This is a genomic window from Xanthomonas campestris pv. campestris str. ATCC 33913, assembly GCF_000007145.1.
Taxonomy (GTDB): Bacteria; Pseudomonadota; Gammaproteobacteria; order Xanthomonadales; family Xanthomonadaceae; genus Xanthomonas; species Xanthomonas campestris.
The window spans coordinates 4,561,255-4,578,176 of record NC_003902.1 but is presented as its reverse complement, the minus strand read 5'-3'; the positions used below and the strand labels follow the sequence as shown (position 1 = coordinate 4,578,176).

15 protein-coding genes, 1 rRNA gene and 1 pseudogene are annotated in these 16,922 nt (G+C 65.0%); 5 read left to right on the top strand and 12 right to left on the bottom strand.

What is annotated here, in order from left to right:
- Positions 1–271 precede the first annotated feature (271 nt).
- From XCC_RS19965 to pyrE, 10 genes and pseudogenes are all read right to left on the bottom strand, one after another.
- Positions 272–787 (bottom strand): hypothetical protein, encoded by a 516-nt coding sequence (locus tag XCC_RS19965; RefSeq protein WP_225443842.1) that lies wholly within the window; start codon positions 785–787, stop codon positions 272–274.
- A 149-nt stretch (positions 788–936) separates the two neighbouring features.
- Positions 937–1,278: a lipid-A-disaccharide synthase N-terminal domain-containing protein gene (locus XCC_RS19960; RefSeq protein ID WP_011038930.1), complete on the bottom strand. Its 342-nt coding sequence runs from the start codon at positions 1,276–1,278 to the stop codon at positions 937–939.
- On the bottom strand, positions 1,278–2,000 hold the full coding sequence (locus XCC_RS19955; RefSeq protein ID WP_011038929.1) for a glycosyltransferase family 2 protein: 723 nt from the start codon (positions 1,998–2,000) through the stop codon (positions 1,278–1,280). The genes XCC_RS19960 and XCC_RS19955 overlap by 1 nt, the downstream gene beginning before the upstream one ends.
- A 79-nt stretch (positions 2,001–2,079) precedes the next feature.
- Positions 2,080–3,045, bottom strand: a complete 966-nt coding sequence (locus XCC_RS19950) for an SDR family NAD(P)-dependent oxidoreductase (protein ID WP_011038928.1) — start codon at positions 3,043–3,045, stop codon at positions 2,080–2,082.
- A gap of 43 nt (positions 3,046–3,088) precedes the next feature.
- Entirely contained in the window at positions 3,089–3,817 is a 729-nt protein-coding gene (locus tag XCC_RS19945) for a suppressor of fused domain protein (RefSeq protein WP_011038927.1), read from the bottom strand.
- Between the two features lie 95 nt (positions 3,818–3,912).
- Positions 3,913–4,200: pseudogene (locus XCC_RS19940) on the bottom strand (helix-hairpin-helix domain-containing protein); the annotation flags it as partial.
- Between the two features lie 25 nt (positions 4,201–4,225).
- Positions 4,226–5,155, bottom strand: a complete 930-nt coding sequence (locus XCC_RS19935) for a ParB/RepB/Spo0J family partition protein (RefSeq protein ID WP_011038925.1) — start codon at positions 5,153–5,155, stop codon at positions 4,226–4,228.
- Positions 5,155–5,952 (bottom strand): ParA family protein, encoded by a 798-nt coding sequence (locus XCC_RS19930; protein ID WP_011038924.1) that lies wholly within the window; start codon positions 5,950–5,952, stop codon positions 5,155–5,157. Before XCC_RS19930 ends, XCC_RS19935 begins: the two co-directional genes overlap by 1 nt.
- Before the next feature lie 114 nt (positions 5,953–6,066).
- Entirely contained in the window at positions 6,067–6,729 is a 663-nt protein-coding gene (locus tag XCC_RS19925; protein WP_043877837.1) for a hypothetical protein, read from the bottom strand.
- Between the two features lie 25 nt (positions 6,730–6,754).
- Positions 6,755–7,414 carry an orotate phosphoribosyltransferase gene (gene pyrE, locus XCC_RS19920; protein WP_011038922.1) on the bottom strand — a complete coding sequence of 220 codons (660 nt, stop codon included), beginning with the start codon at positions 7,412–7,414 and terminating at the stop codon, positions 6,755–6,757.
- A 120-nt stretch (positions 7,415–7,534) separates the two neighbouring features.
- Between pyrE and XCC_RS19915 the strand changes: the two genes are divergently transcribed.
- The 3 genes from XCC_RS19915 to XCC_RS19905 all read left to right on the top strand — a co-directional run bounded on the left by XCC_RS19915 (position 7,535) and on the right by XCC_RS19905 (position 10,184).
- Entirely contained in the window at positions 7,535–8,335 is an 801-nt protein-coding gene (locus XCC_RS19915) for an exodeoxyribonuclease III (protein ID WP_011038921.1), read from the top strand.
- A 267-nt stretch (positions 8,336–8,602) separates the two neighbouring features.
- Positions 8,603–9,898 carry an AmpG family muropeptide MFS transporter gene (locus XCC_RS19910; protein WP_019238047.1) on the top strand — a complete coding sequence of 432 codons (1,296 nt, stop codon included), beginning with the start codon at positions 8,603–8,605 and terminating at the stop codon, positions 9,896–9,898.
- Positions 9,899–9,956: 58 nt separating this feature from the next.
- Entirely contained in the window at positions 9,957–10,184 is a 228-nt protein-coding gene (locus XCC_RS19905; RefSeq protein ID WP_011038919.1) for a hypothetical protein, read from the top strand.
- A 232-nt stretch (positions 10,185–10,416) separates the two neighbouring features.
- Here XCC_RS19905 and XCC_RS19900 read toward each other — a convergent pair whose 3' ends face one another.
- Both XCC_RS19900 and XCC_RS19895 read right to left on the bottom strand, forming a co-directional pair.
- A complete protein-coding gene (locus XCC_RS19900; protein WP_011038918.1) occupies positions 10,417–11,550 on the bottom strand; it encodes an anhydro-N-acetylmuramic acid kinase in 1,134 nt (377 codons plus the stop codon).
- Positions 11,551–11,753: 203 nt separating this feature from the next.
- Positions 11,754–13,172: a M23 family metallopeptidase gene (locus XCC_RS19895; RefSeq protein WP_011038917.1), complete on the bottom strand. Its 1,419-nt coding sequence runs from the start codon at positions 13,170–13,172 to the stop codon at positions 11,754–11,756.
- Positions 13,173–13,344: 172 nt separating this feature from the next.
- Between XCC_RS19895 and tyrS the strand changes: the two genes are divergently transcribed.
- The gene (gene tyrS, locus XCC_RS19890) at positions 13,345–14,556 is read left to right on the top strand and encodes a tyrosine--tRNA ligase (protein WP_011038916.1); all 1,212 of its coding nucleotides are present in this window, start codon (positions 13,345–13,347) and stop codon (positions 14,554–14,556) included.
- Between the two features lie 779 nt (positions 14,557–15,335).
- Positions 15,336–16,882, top strand: a 16S ribosomal RNA gene (locus tag XCC_RS19885).
- The last annotated feature ends 40 nt before the right edge of the window (positions 16,883–16,922 follow it).

Sequence of the window (16,922 nt, the reverse complement as noted above, 5' to 3'; positions counted from 1 at the left end):
GGCCAGCGCGCTGGCGTCCTGGCCAAGCCGCGTTCTGCTCCGCAGTCTCCGCGCGCGAGGCTGCGCGTGCGTTGCTCGGCGGTAAGGAGTAGCCACCCCGCCGCGACGCAGCACTGACGTGTTTGCGCGCGGCTTTCCCAGCGCACTCGCGCTGATTCCGCAGCTCAAGACGCATGGGGAAGAGCACCCGCCCGGTCTGCCGGGCACCCTGGCCGCGAGCGCAGGCCTCTTGCATTCGCTGATCCACGTCGCGCTGATCTGCACCGCACAGTCACCCGGCCCGCCGCGTCATCGCCGTGATGCCTGGCACCGCTGTGCCACCTGCCTCGTGCGGCAGCCAGACCGCATCCCAGTACGGATAGGCGCCCACGTGCGCGGCCAGCCCGGCGCGCACCGGCGCGGCCACCAGCGCACGCGCGAAGTGCCGATGGTCGTTAGGCGCAGCCAACGGCGTCAGGGTGGGGTGCGGTTGCCAGACCGTACCGCCGCGCCCGCGTGCGCGATTGACCGCCTCTGCCGCGGCCTGGCACGCGCTGCCGGCGCGGTGCAGCAGCAGCGCCGGCTGATCCGCCTGCAACAGCGCGCTCCAGTGATCGGGCAGCAACACCCAGCACAGCAGTCGCGTGCCATGCCAATGGCCACTACGCGACAGGCACGCCGCTGCGGCGCGTGCGCAGCGCCAGTCAGCGAACAACGCTACCTGCTGATGGGTGTGCACCTGTAGATGCCAATGCCGCGCAGCGTTGGACGGCGGAGGTAGAGCGGGCAGGGGCTGGGCGCTGGACATGTCCACAGCCTGCGTGGCAGCAACGTCGCCGCGCATCAGTGCGGCACCCACGCGCGATTAGGCAAACCCGGCAGTGCAGTGTCCGAAGAGGCGCCGTTTCAGGTGCGCGCTGGCGGTGCGCCAGCAGGCGCAGCAAGCCTGTGCAGTACTCAGTGCGAGGCGCGCTCGCGCTTCCAGCCGCGATGCTTGATGTCCAGGTACAGGCTGTAGAACGCGGTAAAGGCCGGGAACATGTTCTGCAGCACGCCCACCGAGTCCTGCTTGGCCGAAAACACGAAGTAGCTCAGCGTCATCAGGCTGCCGACCACGCTCATGTACCAGAACATGCGCGGGATCACCGGCTTGCCGGCGCGCTTGGAGGCCACGAACTGCACTAGCCAGCGGCCGCCAAACATCAGCGCGCCCACATAGCCGATCAGCTTCCAGCCGGTGACGTGCAGCCCGGTCCAGTACAGCCAGGTAAGCGGTTGATCCAGCCAGTGCAGCTCCATCAGCGCTCCTCCACCGCGGTGCGCTTGCTACGGGTGATCAGCCACGCCACGCCGCGCAGGTCGCGGATGCCCACCAGCGCCCGGTTGAGATTGTTGTACTTGGACACGCCGGCGGTGCGATGGCGGTGATGCACCGGCACGCTCACCGTGCGCCAACCGGCGCGCTGCATCAGCGCCGGCAGGTAGCGGTGCATGTGGTCGAAGTAGGGCAGGTCCAGGAACGCCTCGCGCTCGAACAGCTTGATCCCGCAGCCGGTATCGGGGGTGTTGTCCTGCAGCATGCGCGAGCGGATCGCATTGGCCCACTTGCTGGCCCAGCGCTTGGAGCCCGAATCCTGGCGGTTGACCCGCCAGCCGGCGAACAGCTTGACCTGCGGCTCGGCCTCGGCACGCGCGATGAGCAGCTTGGGGATGTCGGCCGGGTCGTTCTGGCCATCGCCATCGAGCGTGGCGATCCAGCTGGCGCGCGCGGCCTTGACCCCACTGCGCACCGCCGTGCTCTGCCCGCTCTGGGTGACGTGGTGCAGCACGCGCAGTTCGGGAGTGCGGGTTTTCAGCTCCTGCAGCACCGCCAGCGTGTCATCGCGCGAATGGTCGTCGACATAGACGATCTCGAAGGCGACCACGCCGCGCAACGCCGCCACGATCTCGCCGACCAGGGGCGCCACGTTGTCGCGCTCATTGAACACGGGGACGATGACGGAAAGCTGAGGTTGGCTCATGGGATCGTGATGGCCCGGATGCAGGCGGAGCAAAAAAGATCGCGCATTGTGCCCTGACCATCTGAGCCGGGCATGAAGCTCAGGCGCGCGAGGCGAAATAACGTTGGCACCACTCCACCACCTGTGGCAGACCGAGCTCGACCGGCGTGGCCGGATCGAAGCCGAATGCCGCCTGCGCCCGCGAGGTGTCGGCCATGGTGCGGATCATGTCGCCCGGCTGCATCGGCCGGTAGACCTTTTCGGCCGGCCTGCCGGCTGCCTGTGCGATCACGTCGATGAAGTATTCCAGTTCCACCGGGGTGTGGTTGCCCAGGTTGAACACGCGGTGCGGCACCGGCTCGGTGCTGGGGGTGTCCAGCGCGCCGAGCACGCCGGCCACGATGTCGGCCACGAAGGTGAAGTCGCGCTGCATCTTGCCGTGGTTGAACACCTCGATCGGGCGCCCGGCCAACACCGCGCGGCTGAAGATCAGTGGCGCCATGTCCGGCCGGCCCCATGGCCCGTACACGGTGAAAAAGCGCAGCCCGGTGGCGCGCAGGCCGTACAGCTGCGCATAGGTGTAGCCCATCAACTCGTTGGCCGCCTTGGTCGCGGCATACAGCGAGCGTGGCTGGTCCACGCGCTGGTCTTCGGAGAACGGCGGGGTGGCCGAATCGCCGTACACCGAGCTGCTCGAGGCATACACCAGGTGCTGCACGCCGCGGTGGCGGCACAGCTCGAGCACGTTGACGAAGCCGACCAGGTTGCTGTCGACATAGGCATGCGGGTTTTCCAGCGAATAGCGCACGCCGGCCTGGGCGGCCAGGTGCACCACGCGGGTGGGCTGGATCTCGTCGAACAGCGCGGCCAGGCCCTCGCGGTCGGTGAGATCCAGCGTGCGGATGTCGATTTGCGGGCACAGCGCGGCCACGCGGTCGTGCTTGAGCTGCGGGTCGTAGTAGCTGTTGTAGTTGTCCAGGCCCACCACGTTCTCGCCGCGCGCAGCCAGTGCGCGGCAGGTGTAGGCACCGATGAAACCGGCGGCGCCGGTGACGAGAATGGTCATGGCAATGGTCCTGAAAACGTCAAAGGGAAGGAGACAACAGCGCTCAGAACAGCCCGAAAAAGCGCTTCTTCGCCACGTTGCGGCGGCGCAGGTCGATGTCGTCCCGAATGTTGCCGGCATCGAGGCGATCCAGCAGTGCATCGCTGCCGTGGCTCAGCTTCAGCGCCATTTCTTCCGGATACAACGGCACCACCGTCATGAAGGCGATGGTCTTGTCGGCATCGATGCGCAGCTGGGCAAATGCTTGCGGCGTGCTCACCGGCGGCAGCACGATCGCGCCGTCGAAGGCGACACCCGGCGCATACGGCTCGGCCGGGTTGCCATTGGGAACGGTATGGCCGAAACCGAGCCAGGTGTCGAACTTGTGCGGCAGCCGCGCCAGGTTCTTGAGCAGGCGGATGGGCCAGTAGTGGCGCTCGTCGTCGAAGTCGCGCTGGTCGACCGGCCAATCGCCCTGCAGGCTCAGCATCAGCTCCATGTAACGCGGCGCCTCCATCCCGTCGGGCAGCGTCATCGGCAGATCGCTCATGCCCGAGGTCACCAGACGCAGATGCGGCGAGTGCGCATTGGGCGGCACGATATGCACATCCAGATGCACGGTATCGGAGAGGATTTCGTGGAACACACTCGCAATCGGACCCAGGTGCTGCTCGATATGCGCGCTGATCTGCGCGAGGCATTCTTCGCCGCGTGCCGGCTCGAAGCCCTTGGCCTGCGCGTGATGCAGGATCGGGCTGCCGGACGGGCTGATCGTCTCGTCGGCGTGGCTCATGGGCGGTGTTTGCCGTCGCTGCTGGCGCCGGTGCTGGTGCTGGTGTTGGCGACACGGCGCCCCGGCGGCGGCGCGGTTGCCCGCGTACCCGTGCGCTCAGCCGCCAGGGTTGCCTTGCGCTCAGCGCTGAAATCCCACCAATTGCGTGCCGGCTCGCCCTGCATGAAGCGCACCAGTGACAGGAACACATCGATCACGCACGGGTCATGGGTGACGCCGGTGCGCAGGCAGAGCTGGGCGTACATATCGTAGGCATCGCGGCCGTGCAGCTGCGCCGGCATGCGGCAGCCGATCTGCTGCAGGTCCTTTTCGCAGGCCGGCCCCACATTCGGCAGGTCGGTCAGGCGCAGCAGATGCGCGCGGTCCACTTTGGCGGGATGCATCGCTGATCCTCCTGCGCTGGCCGCATCACCCCGTGCGGGCGCGCAAGCGTTCCAGCACGCCGTCCAGGGTGTCCAGGTCGGTGTAGTGAATCACCAGCTTGCCCTTGCCGCCGCGGCCGTGGTTGAACACCACCTTGGTGCCCAGCGACTCGGACAGTTCGGTTTCCAGCGAGGCGATATCGGCCTGCGGCGCAACCGCGGCCGGTTTGCCCTTGCGCAGCGATCCGGGCACCTTGCCAGCGGCGAACTGCTGCGCGCGGTGTTCCACCTCGCGCACCGACCAGCCCTGGTCGGCCGCTTCCTGCGCCAGCTTGCTGGCCAGTTCCGGCGCCAGGGTGAGCAACGCACGCGCGTGGCCCATTTCCAGGCGACGGGTTTCCAGCAGCACGCGGATGGCCACCGGCAATTCCAGCAGGCGCAGCAGGTTGGATACCGACGCACGCGAACGGCCCACCGCTTCGGCGGCTTCGGCGTGGGTCAACGAGAACTCGTCGATCAAGCGCTGCAGCGCCTGGGCTTCTTCCAGCGGGTTCAGGTCTTCGCGCTGGATGTTCTCGATCAGCGCCATCGCGATGACGGTGCGGTCGTCGAGCTCGCGCACCACCACCGGCACTTCGCTCAGCCCGGCCAGCTGCGAGGCGCGCCAACGGCGTTCGCCGGCGACGATCTCGAACTGCCCCGGCGCCAGTTCGCGCGCCACGATCGGCTGGATCACGCCCTGTGCCTTGATCGACTCCGCCAGCTCGGCCAGCTTGACCTCGTCCATCTCCCGGCGCGGCTGGTACTTGCCCGGCTGCAGCTGGGTGACCGGCAACTGGCGCAAGGTATCGCCGGGCTGCAGAGTGCTTTCATCGGCGCCGGTCGGTGCCGCTGCGGCTGCCGCGCCCTTGGGTCCCAGCAGCGCTTCCAGGCCGCGGCCCAGTCCACGCTTCTTGGCAGGGGTCGGCTTGCTCATCAGACGCTCTCCATGGGCCGGACGGCCTTGTTGCGGTCGTTCTGGCGGCGCACGATCTCGCCGGCCAGGCCCAGGTAGGCCACCCCGCCGCGCGAGGTGCGGTCATAGCCCACGATGCTCTGCCCGTGACTGGGCGCCTCGGCCAGGCGCACGTTGCGCGGCACGATGGTGCGGAACACCTTGTCGCCAAAATGCTCGGTCAGCTCCGCCGACACCGCATTGGCCAGGTTGTTGCGGATGTCGAACATCGTGCGCAGCACGCCTTCGATCTCCAGTGCCGGATTGAGGTTGGCGCGCAGCGCTTCGATGGTTTCCAGCAGCGCGGTCAGCCCTTCCAGCGCGTAGTACTCGCACTGCATCGGCACGATGATCGAATCGGCCGCGGTCAGCGCGTTGAGCGTCAGCAGCGACAACGCCGGGGGGCAGTCGATCAGGATGAAGTCGTATTCGTCGCGGATCGGCGCCAACGCGCGCTTGAGCCGCTGTTCGCGCTCGCCCTGGTCCATCAGCTGGATCTCGGCGGCAGTCAGGTCGATGTTGCCCGGCAGCAGGTCGAAGCCTTCCGGCGCGGTGACCCGGATCTCGGCGGCGGTGTTTTCGCCCAGCAGCAGGTCGCAGGTAGAGGCGGCGACCTCGCGCTTGTCGATGCCGCTGCCCATCGTGGCGTTGCCCTGCGAGTCCAGATCCACCAGCAACACACGCTTGGGCGCGCGCGCCAGGCCGGCCGCCAGATTGACCGCGGTCGTGGTCTTGCCGACGCCGCCTTTCTGGTTGGCAATGGCGATGATCCGGGCCATGCGGGAGAGCCTCGTGGGCAAGGAGTAAGACCGGCCATTATGCGGGCTGGGCGCCGGATCGGGAAATGCGCCCCGACGGCGCTGCGCCACCCCTGCGGGCGGCGTCCGGCTGGCTCAGCCTGCCGGCGTGGCGGTGCCCTGCGCGCCCTTCATGGCCCGGTAGCGCTGCAGGATGTCGGTAATTTCGCCGTCCAGCGCGGTGCGCTGCTGCTCGAAACTGCCCTGCAGGCGCAACTGCGCCATCAGCTCGCGATGGCGCTGCTGGATATCGCCGGCCAGCTTGTCGGCCACCGCCTGGCCGGCCAGCTCGCGGTCACCGGCGGCACGCAGCATGCTGGCCAGGCCCTCGCGCAGGCTGGTCACGTTGAAGCGCGCGGTGTGGATGTTGTTGTCGACAATGGCGATGCGCTCATTGAACACCCGGCGCAGGTCGTCCTCGCTCTGGTACGACATCAGCATTGCCTGGTCGGTGCGCTTGCGCATCTGTTCGGCGGCCAGGTCGGCCTGGCGTTGCTGCTCGCTGGCCGCAGCGGCGGCGCGCTCGTCGCTGCTCATCGCGCGCTGCACCTCGGCGCTGCGCATGCCGCTCTTGACGTTGAATTCGTCGCGCGCCTGGTTCACCGCCTCCGGCGGCAGCGTATCGCTGCAGACCCGGGCGCCGTTCTGGTTCCAGCAATAGAGTTTCTTCGCGGCCGGCTTGTCCTGCGCAACGCCGGGTGCGGCCACCACGGCGACCGCAACGGCGGCCAGTAACGCCAAACGTGTGTGTATCGGCATCAGCGCAGCCCCCTGTCGCCTGCTATCAGCCTGTGGTGTCGGTTCCGTAGCGGCCACGATAGGCCAGCAGCGGTTCCCGGAAGCCCACAAGGTCGGCGTTTCCTGCCGCGAATGCAAGCAGGTCGGCGAGGTTGGCCACCGCGATCACCGGAATGCCGGCCTCGGCCGCCACCGCCTGCGCAGCCGAACGGCGGTCCTGCTCGGAGGCGATTTCCTGCCGGTCCAACGCCACCACGATGCCCGACGGCGTGCCGCCAGCGGCGCGGATGATGCCCAACGCCTCGCGGATCGCGGTGCCGGCGGTGATCACGTCATCGACGATCAACACCTTGCGGCCCTGCAGCGGCGCCCCGATCAGCGTGCCGCCTTCGCCATGGTCCTTGGCTTCCTTGCGGTTGAACGCCAGCGGCAGGTCGCGGCCCCGCCCGGCATAGGCGCAGGCCAACGCCGTCGCCAGCGGAATACCCTTGTAGGCCGGCCCGAACAGCAGGTCGAACTCCACCCCCGCCGCATCGATCGCATCGGCGTAGCACTGCGCCAGCTGCGCGGTCTTTGCGCCCGAATCGAAGCGCCCCGCATTGAAGAAATACGGGCTGAGCCGGCCGGACTTGAGCGTGAATTCGCCAAAGCGCAAGGCATCGGCATCCAGGGCCAGCTGCAGGAAACGGGTGCGGTGGTCGGTCATTGGGCGGGAATGGGGAATAGGGAATCGGGAATGGTAAACGCATCGCAGCGCGGCAGCCTTCCTGGCGGCGCTGGAGTAGGCTTTACGATTCCCCATTCCCGACTCCCCATTCCAGCTCTTATGCGCATCATCAGTTTCAACGCCAATGGCCTGCGGTCGGCCGCCAGTAAGGGGTTCTTCGAGTGGTTCGCCACCCAGGACGCGGATGTGCTGTGCATCCAGGAGACCAAGGCGCAGGAACATCAGCTGGCCGGGCCGGAATTCCTGCCCGCCGGCTACAAGGCCTGGTTTCGCGATGCCAGCACCAAGAAGGGCTACAGCGGCGTGGCGATCTACGCCAAGCGTGAACCCGACGAGGTGCGCACCGCGCTCGGTTGGCCGGAGTTCGACGAAGAAGGCCGCTACATCGAGGCCCGCTTCGGCAACCTCAGCGTGGTCTCTTTCTATATCCCGTCCGGCTCCTCGGGCGAGTTGCGCCAGGGCTACAAATTCCAGGTCATGGAATGGCTGCGCCCGATCCTGAGCGAATGGCTGGCCAGCGGCCGGCAGTACGTGCTGTGCGGCGACTGGAACATCGTGCGCTCGGCGCTGGACATCAAGAACTGGAAGTCCAACCAGAAGAACTCCGGCTGCCTGCCGCCCGAGCGCGACTGGCTCAACGGCCTGTGCGCCGACCTGCTGGACGAGGCCGATGCCAGCAACGGGCGCGGCTGGGTGGACAGCTACCGCGTGCTGCATCCGCAGGGCGAGGACTACACCTGGTGGAGCAACCGCGGCGCTGCCCGCGCCAATAACGTGGGTTGGCGCATCGACTACCAACTGGTCACCCCCGGGCTGCGCGATAAGGTGCAGGCTTGTTCGATCTACCGCGAGCAGCGTTTCTCCGACCACGCCCCTTACATCGTGGATTACGCGGAGTGAGCCAGTGGCAGCCATGGCGTGGTGCCGCCTCGCGCGGCGGTTATCGCAGCGGCGGCGGCATCGCCGGGCTGCGGTGGATCGCCCGGACGACGACTGCTAGAAGCTGGGTCGGATAAGCCGCATGCCGTCCCAGTTGCAGCAGCGCGGTGAAGGTGGCCGCTGCGCGTTCCATTTGAGGCGAAGGTTCGTCTTCGGCAGTTCGGTCCGAGCGGTGAGCGGCGACAATGGCGGCCGTCGCGCTTCCCATCACTTTCACCGGACGCCGTTATGACCCCGCCCGCATCCACGTACAAAGGCCTGAGCGGCATCCAGCGCGCCTTCGCAACCCCATCGGCCGCCACCATGGCGCTGCTTGGCTTCGGCAGCGGGCTGCCGTTTCTGCTGATCGCCTCGCAGACGCTATCCACGCGCCTGCGTGATGTGGGCCTGGATCTGGGCAGCATTGGCCTGATCAGCCTGGCCAGCTTCTTCTACCTGTTGAAGTTTCTGTGGGCGCCGCTGCTCGACCGCTACGCGTTTCCGATCACGGCGTTCCTGGGCCGCCGCCGCTCGTGGCTGCTGGTCTCGCAAGTGGGCGTCAGCATCGGCTTGTTCGCGCTGGCGTTCTCGCGCCCGGACATGAGCGTCACCGGCCTGGTCGCGTGGGTCCTGTTTGCCTCGTTCTGGGGCGCCACCCAGGACTCGGTGGTGGATGCCTACCGCATTGAAATCGCACCCGATACCGCGCAGGCCGCGCTGGCGGCAACCTACACGCTGGGCTACCGCATCGGGCTGATCCTTGGCGGCGCCGGCGCGCTGTACATGGCCGAATACCTCAACTGGACCTGGGCGTATCTGGCCATGGCGGGGCTGATGCTGTTGCCGATCATCACCACCTTGGTGTGCCGCGAACCGGAGCGGCCAGAGCTCACGGTGGTGCGCCGCATCGATGTGGTGGGCACATTCTGGCAGCCCATCTCCAGCTTTTTCTCGGGCAATGGGCTGGCGCTGGGCCTGATGTTGCTGGCGTTTGTGGGCCTGTTCAAATTTCCCGACCAGGTGATCGGCGTGATGGCAGGGCCGTTCTATCTGGATTCGGGCTATACCAAGGCCGACATCGCCACCGTGTCCAAGTTGTTCGGTGTCTGGATGGGCATTGTTGGCGCGTTTGCCGGCGGTGCGGCGGTGGCGGCATTCGGCTTCCGGCGCATGCTGCTGGTTGCCGCGCTGGGTGTGGCGCTGTCCAACCTGGCCTTTCTGCTGATGGCGCAGAACCCCGGCAAGCTGTGGGCGTTCTACGCCGCGCTCAGTGCCGATAACCTGTTCCAGGGATTTGCCGGCACCGTGCTGGTGGCCTTCATGTCGTCGCTGACCAATCGCAATTTCACGGCCACCCAATACGCATTGCTGGTCTCGCTGGCCAACCTGCCGGGCAAGTTCGCCGGCGGTGTCTCCGGCTTTCTGGTGGAGGCCACCTCCTACAGCACCTTCTTCATCCTGAGCGCGCTGACCGTCGTGCCCACCCTGGCGCTGCTCGCCTGGCTATGGCCGCGCTTGCAGACCCATGACCGGCGGCCGGATTGAAACCGCTGCCAAGGTTGCCGATGATGCCAGCGGGGCAGGGCATTGCACGAGGAAGGGCATGACCGATCTGGTGTTGCGTGATATCGATCCGGTGCTGGTGGACCGGATCCGCCGCATTTCCGTCGCACGGGGCTGGACCCAGCACCAGACGGTCATGCATCTGCTCGAACAAGGCCTGTTCGCCAGCGAGTACGAAGTCACCGGCGGCCTGCAACACCCGGAAGTCGATGCGCTGGCCGAAGCCATTGCCGCGCTCAAGGCACTGCCGGCGGGCAACACCCCCTGATAGCAGTTTAACTACGCTTTTTTCTGCGAGCGCTGAGTGCGGGGACACCGTCCAGGCGCGCCGGCCAGATGCTGTTTGCTCGGATCTGCATCAGCAGCAAGCGGTGCGACTGCATATCTTCCATCTGTGGCTAGTGCTGTCGCGCCATAGCTATCCAGCTAGAGGTTCGACGAGTAGACCGGTATCGCGCCCAGCTGCTTCCGCTCACGACGCCAATTCCGGCTGCACGGCCTCAGGCCGGATAAATCGCCCCCAGCAGCCGCGGCCCCGCCGCACCAGTCACCGATGGCAGATTGGCCGGCCGTCCGGCCAGGAGCTCGGCGGCCAGCCAGGCAAAGCCCATCGCCTCCAGGTAATCCGGATCCAGCCCATGGCGCGCGCTGGACTCCACCACCACGCCAGGCAGGCGCGCGGCCAACCGCGCCAGCAGCACCGGGTTGCGCACGCCGCCGCCGCAGACCAGTACGCGGCGCGTTGTCGGCTGGTGGCGCAGCAACGCATCGGCCACCGTGGCCGCCGTCAATTCCAGCAAGGTGGCCTGCACATCGGCCGGGCGCAGCGTCGCGGTGCCCATGGCCTGCAGTGCCCACGCCAGGTGAAATTGCTCACGGCCGGTGCTCTTGGGCGGCGGCAGTGCGAACCACGGGTCGGCCAACAGCGCGTGTAGCAACGCTGCATCTACCTTGCCGCTGGCTGCAAACGCGCCGTCGGCGTCGAACGGCGTGCCTCGGTGCTGCTGGCACCAGCTATCGAGCAAGGCATTGGCCGGGCCGGTGTCAAAGCCCAGCACCGCGCCGTCGCGCGGGATCAGCGTCAGGTTGCCGATGCCGCCCAGGTTGAGCACCGCACGGTCTTCGTCGCTGGCACCCAGCATCGCCAGGTGGAAGGCCGGCATCAGCGGCGCGCCCTGGCCGCCGGCCGCCACATCGCGCCGGCGGAAATCGGCCGCCGTGGTAATGCCGGTGTGTTCGGCGATCCGGCTGGCGTCGCCGATCTGCCAGGTAAAGGCCGGGTCGGCCTGTGGCCGGTGGCGGATGGTCTGCCCGTGCGAGCCAATCGCACGGATCTGCTCGCGCGCCACGCCGGCCTCGGCAATCAGCTGATTGGCCGCGTCTGCAAAGGCCAGCCCGACCTGCGCGTCCAGACGGCCCAAGCGGTCGATCGCCATCTGCTCGGCGCCCTGGCCGAGCGCGACCAACGCTTCGCGCAACTGTGGTTCCCAGCCCACCGTGATCCCAGCGACCAGTTCGCAGCGGCGGTGGCTGGCGTCGTCGAAGCGCACCAACGCCGCATCGATGCCGTCGGCACTGGTGCCTGACATCAAGCCGAGATAGAGCGGGGAGTGCGTGTGTGTCGGAGCAGACATGCCGGAGCCAGATACGGAGCGGTCAGGCAGCTTGTGCAGCGAGGGCAGGGCCGTCAACCGGGTGTTGGTCGAAGCGCGGTGGTTCGGGTCTGGAGGCCAGGTGTCGGCCGCAGTGCACCACCGTCTGCGCCTGGGCAGCCGCGCTCGCGGGAGCTAAAGCGCGCCGCAAGCGCTGATCAATCGGTCACCAGGGCAGGCCGCCCTCAGCTGCGCGGCTTGCCCTTGGCAGGCTTGCCGGCGTCGGCGTAGATCAGTTTTTCCATGCCTTCGATACGTGCCATCGCCGGCGCGGTCTGCGCGCGGAAGGCTGCGAGCTCCGCGCCCTGCAGCGGCTCCGGTGGCGGCATCGTCACCGACATCGGGTTGCGCTGCTGCCCGCCAACGCGGAATTCATAATGCAGATGCGGCCCGGTCGCCAAGCCGGTCATGCCGACATACCCGATCACCGTACCCTGGTTGATGCGCTGGCCGGCCTTGACCTTGCCAAACCGCGACATATGGCCGTACAGCGTGCTGTAGTTCTTGCCGTGGTCCAGGATCACCACGTTGCCGTAGCCGCGCTGGGTGCCCACGAACACCACCCGTGCATCGCCCGCCGCCATGATCGGCGTACCGGAAGCGGCCGCGTAGTCCACGCCCTTGTGCATGCGCATCGTGCCCAGTACCGGGTGCTTGCGTGCGCCAAAGGTCGAGCTGATCCGGCTATAGGCCACCGGCATGCGGATGAAGCTCTTCTTCAGCGGGCGCCCGGTGATGTCGAAATATTCCGCCGGCTTGCCCGCGCGCTCGAAGCGGAAGCCGGTATAGGTCTTGCCGCCGGTGGTGAAGGTGGCCGCCAGGATGTCGCCGGTGCTGATCCGCTCGCCTTCGCGCCAGGTCTCGTCCATCACCACGCTGAAGCGGTCGCCAGGCTGCAGATCCTTATCGAAGTCGATGTCGTACTTGAAGATATCGTCGGTCATCACCGCGACCGCCGCCGGGGAGAGCCCGGATTTGCTGGCCGAGGCATACAGCGAGCTGGTGATCTCGCCGCTGGCCACCACCGTGCGGGTGCTGGTCGCCCGCTCGGTGACGTTCTCGCGCACGCTGTCGCCCAGCAGGCGCAGCTCCACCCGGTGACTGTCGTCGCGATCGAAGCGCAGCGCCCGCAACTCACCGGGGGTGGGCATGTCGAAGGCGATTTCCGTGCCGGGGCGCAGCTTGGTCAGCGCCTCCTTGGTCCCCGGATGCGCCAGCACCTGGTACATCACCGTTGTCGGAATGCCCAACTCCCCGAACAGGGTGCTCAGCGTCTGCCCGGACTTAACCTTGAGGATCTCCCAATCGGTGCCCGGCCCCAGTGCCTTGCGGCTGGGTACCAGCGGCGGCAGCGGCAGTGCCAAGGTGGCATGGCTGGAAAGCGGCGCATCGATGGCATTGGAAAAGCCCGGCACGATCGTCGCCACCATCGCGCCGATCGTCGCGAACAGGCTGGCATGGATCCAGTGGCGGCGCGTCCAGCGGTCATTGAACGCCGCCGGCAGGTGTTCCTTGAGCTTGCGATGCAGTGCAGTGTCGTGGAGGACGTGGAGGCGTTCTTGGAAGCGCCGCTTGCGTGCACGGCCCTGCTCTGAGTTCTGCATCGTTGGAAGTCTCCGGGACGGCTCGAAGTGCGAGCCCAAACGCCGGTACCATAGACAGCGATCAACAGCGCGTCAAACCATTGAGCCTGTTCATTATTTTCACTTGGCGCGGTATTAACCTGCGTTTAACTTAATTCATGTTGTTGACGGCGAACGCCGCTGGAGTCTGTGGTTGGCCACTATCGATGAATCCCTTGCGCTCATTGGCCGCGGTGCCGAGGAGATCCTCAAGCTTGAGCAGCTCGAAGCGCGCCTGACCTCCGGTGTGCCGTTGCGGGTGAAGGCTGGCTTTGATCCCACCGCGCCGGATCTGCACCTCGGCCACACCGTGTTGCTCAACAAGATGCGCCAGTTCCAGGAGCTGGGGCACCAGGTGATTTTCCTGATCGGCGACTTCACCGGAATGATCGGCGACCCGAGCGGCAAGAACGTCACCCGCAAGCCGCTCAGCCGTGAGGACGTGCTCGCCAATGCACGGACCTATGAAGAGCAGGTCTTCAAGATCCTGGATCGCACGCGGACCGAGGTGCGCTTCAATTCCGAATGGTTCGGCCAGATGAGTGCGGCGGACATGATCAAGCTGTCCGCCCAGCACACCGTGGCGCGCATGCTCGAACGTGACGACTTCGCCAAGCGCTTTGCCGGCCAGCAGCCGATCGCCATCCACGAATTTCTGTATCCGCTGGTGCAGGGCTATGACTCGGTGGCCCTCAAGGCGGACGTCGAGCTCGGCGGCACCGACCAGACATTCAACCTGCTGATGGGGCGCGGTCTGCAGGAGCACTACGGTCAGGCGCCGCAGGTCGTGCTGACCATGCCACTGCTGGAAGGCCTGGACGGCGTCGCCAAGATGTCCAAATCCCTGGGCAACTACATCGGCATCAACGAACCGGCCATCGACATCGTCACCAAGACCATGAAGATCGGCGATACGCTGACCTGGCGCTGGATCGACTTGCTCTCCTTCGACATCAGCGTTGCCGAGGCTGCCCGTTTTAAAGAAGATGTCGCCGCCGGCAACCTGCATCCGCGCGACGTCAAACTGCGCCTGGCGCGCGAGCTGGCGACCCGGTTCCACGATGCAGCCACTGCCGAGCAGGCCATCGCCGGCTGGCATGCCGTAGTGACCGGGCAGGGCGACACCAGCGTGTTGCCGCTCCAGCAGGTCAGCGTTCCCGCAGAAGGCCTGCGGATCGCTAGTTTGCTCACTGCGGCCGGGCTGACACCCAGCAACTCCGAAGCCACCCGCAAGCTCAAGGAGCGGGCAGTCAAGATCGACGGCGAAGTGGTCGACGACCTCGCTCGCCAGTTCGGCCCCGGCTTTGAGGGCGTCATCCAGGTGGGCAAGCGCAACTTTGCCCGCGTTGCGTTGGTAACCAGCTGAGTTGCCTGGGTCGAACAGGGATGATGCAGGCAACTGATCTGTGCCGCTCGCGGCTATCTATATAGAGCGTCGTCAGCGCCTCAGCGTTTGATGAGCTAATTGATCAAATCGGCAGTCTCTATAGATAGGAAACGTGCGTCAGGCGGCTAGCAACGTGCGCCCGCGCACGCTTCCGAACTCGCGGCAAGGATCAGTGAAATTTTTTTTTACAAACCCCTTCCCAAATGCGTTTGACCGGCCCATAATTCGCCTCCCCCGACGCAACGGCCCCGCAGACGCGGAACCAGCGCAAAGGGCTCGAAAACAGCCTGAAATTAGGGTGTTGACGAAACGGAAAAGCCGGCTATGATGTGCGGCTCGCTACACGGAAAGCCGCTACGGCGGATTGAGGTGTAGCGGCGGCAACGTCCTCTTCACGAGGGGTTGACGAGGATGAAAAGCCTGCTAATATGGCCGGCTCGCTTCGCAGAAAACCCTCGGGTCGAAACGAAGCAGCGTCAACCACCTCGGAAACAAGGTGTTGACGGCAAGAAAAAGCCCGCTATAATGGGCGGCTCGCTTCGACGGAAACGACGAAGCTGACGGGAACGGCGCTGAGGCCACTTCCCAATGTTCTTTGACAGTGTGCGCAGGTAATTTGTGCGGACGCCTGCAGGAAGGATGATTGTCCATCTTGCAGACGTTTAATCAAAAAGCAACATATTAATTGCTTTGCAAGCGATAAGTTGTCAGTGGTTGAACTTCTGCAGCTAAAGTATTTGTCTTCGGACATGTAATTTTAAGTGAAGAGTTTGATCCTGGCTCAGAGTGAACGCTGGCGGCAGGCCTAACACATGCAAGTCGAACGGCAGCACAGTAAGAGCTTGCTCTTATGGGTGGCGAGTGGCGGACGGGTGAGGAATACATCGGAATCTACTCTTTCGTGGGGGATAACGTAGGGAAACTTACGCTAATACCGCATACGACCTACGGGTGAAAGCGGAGGACCTTCGGGCTTCGCGCGATTGAATGAGCCGATGTCGGATTAGCTAGTTGGCGGGGTAAAGGCCCACCAAGGCGACGATCCGTAGCTGGTCTGAGAGGATGATCAGCCACACTGGAACTGAGACACGGTCCAGACTCCTACGGGAGGCAGCAGTGGGGAATATTGGACAATGGGCGCAAGCCTGATCCAGCCATGCCGCGTGGGTGAAGAAGGCCTTCGGGTTGTAAAGCCCTTTTGTTGGGAAAGAAAAGCAGTCGGTTAATACCCGATTGTTCTGACGGTACCCAAAGAATAAGCACCGGCTAACTTCGTGCCAGCAGCCGCGGTAATACGAAGGGTGCAAGCGTTACTCGGAATTACTGGGCGTAAAGCGTGCGTAGGTGGTGGTTTAAGTCTGTTGTGAAAGCCCTGGGCTCAACCTGGGAATTGCAGTGGATACTGGGTCACTAGAGTGTGGTAGAGGGTAGCGGAATTCCCGGTGTAGCAGTGAAATGCGTAGAGATCGGGAGGAACATCCGTGGCGAAGGCGGCTACCTGGACCAACACTGACACTGAGGCACGAAAGCGTGGGGAGCAAACAGGATTAGATACCCTGGTAGTCCACGCCCTAAACGATGCGAACTGGATGTTGGGTGCAATTTGGCACGCAGTATCGAAGCTAACGCGTTAAGTTCGCCGCCTGGGGAGTACGGTCGCAAGACTGAAACTCAAAGGAATTGACGGGGGCCCGCACAAGCGGTGGAGTATGTGGTTTAATTCGATGCAACGCGAAGAACCTTACCTGGTCTTGACATCCACGGAACTTTCCAGAGATGGATTGGTGCCTTCGGGAACCGTGAGACAGGTGCTGCATGGCTGTCGTCAGCTCGTGTCGTGAGATGTTGGGTTAAGTCCCGCAACGAGCGCAACCCTTGTCCTTAGTTGCCAGCACGTAATGGTGGGAACTCTAAGGAGACCGCCGGTGACAAACCGGAGGAAGGTGGGGATGACGTCAAGTCATCATGGCCCTTACGACCAGGGCTACACACGTACTACAATGGTAGGGACAGAGGGCTGCAAACCCGCGAGGGTAAGCCAATCCCAGAAACCCTATCTCAGTCCGGATTGGAGTCTGCAACTCGACTCCATGAAGTCGGAATCGCTAGTAATCGCAGATCAGCATTGCTGCGGTGAATACGTTCCCGGGCCTTGTACACACCGCCCGTCACACCATGGGAGTTTGTTGCACCAGAAGCAGGTAGCTTAACCTTCGGGAGGGCGCTTGCCACGGTGTGGCCGATGACTGGGGTGAAGTCGTAACAAGGTAGCCGTATCGGAAGGTGCGGCTGGATCACCTCCTTTTGAGCATGACGTTATTCGTCCTGTCGGGCGTCCTCACAAA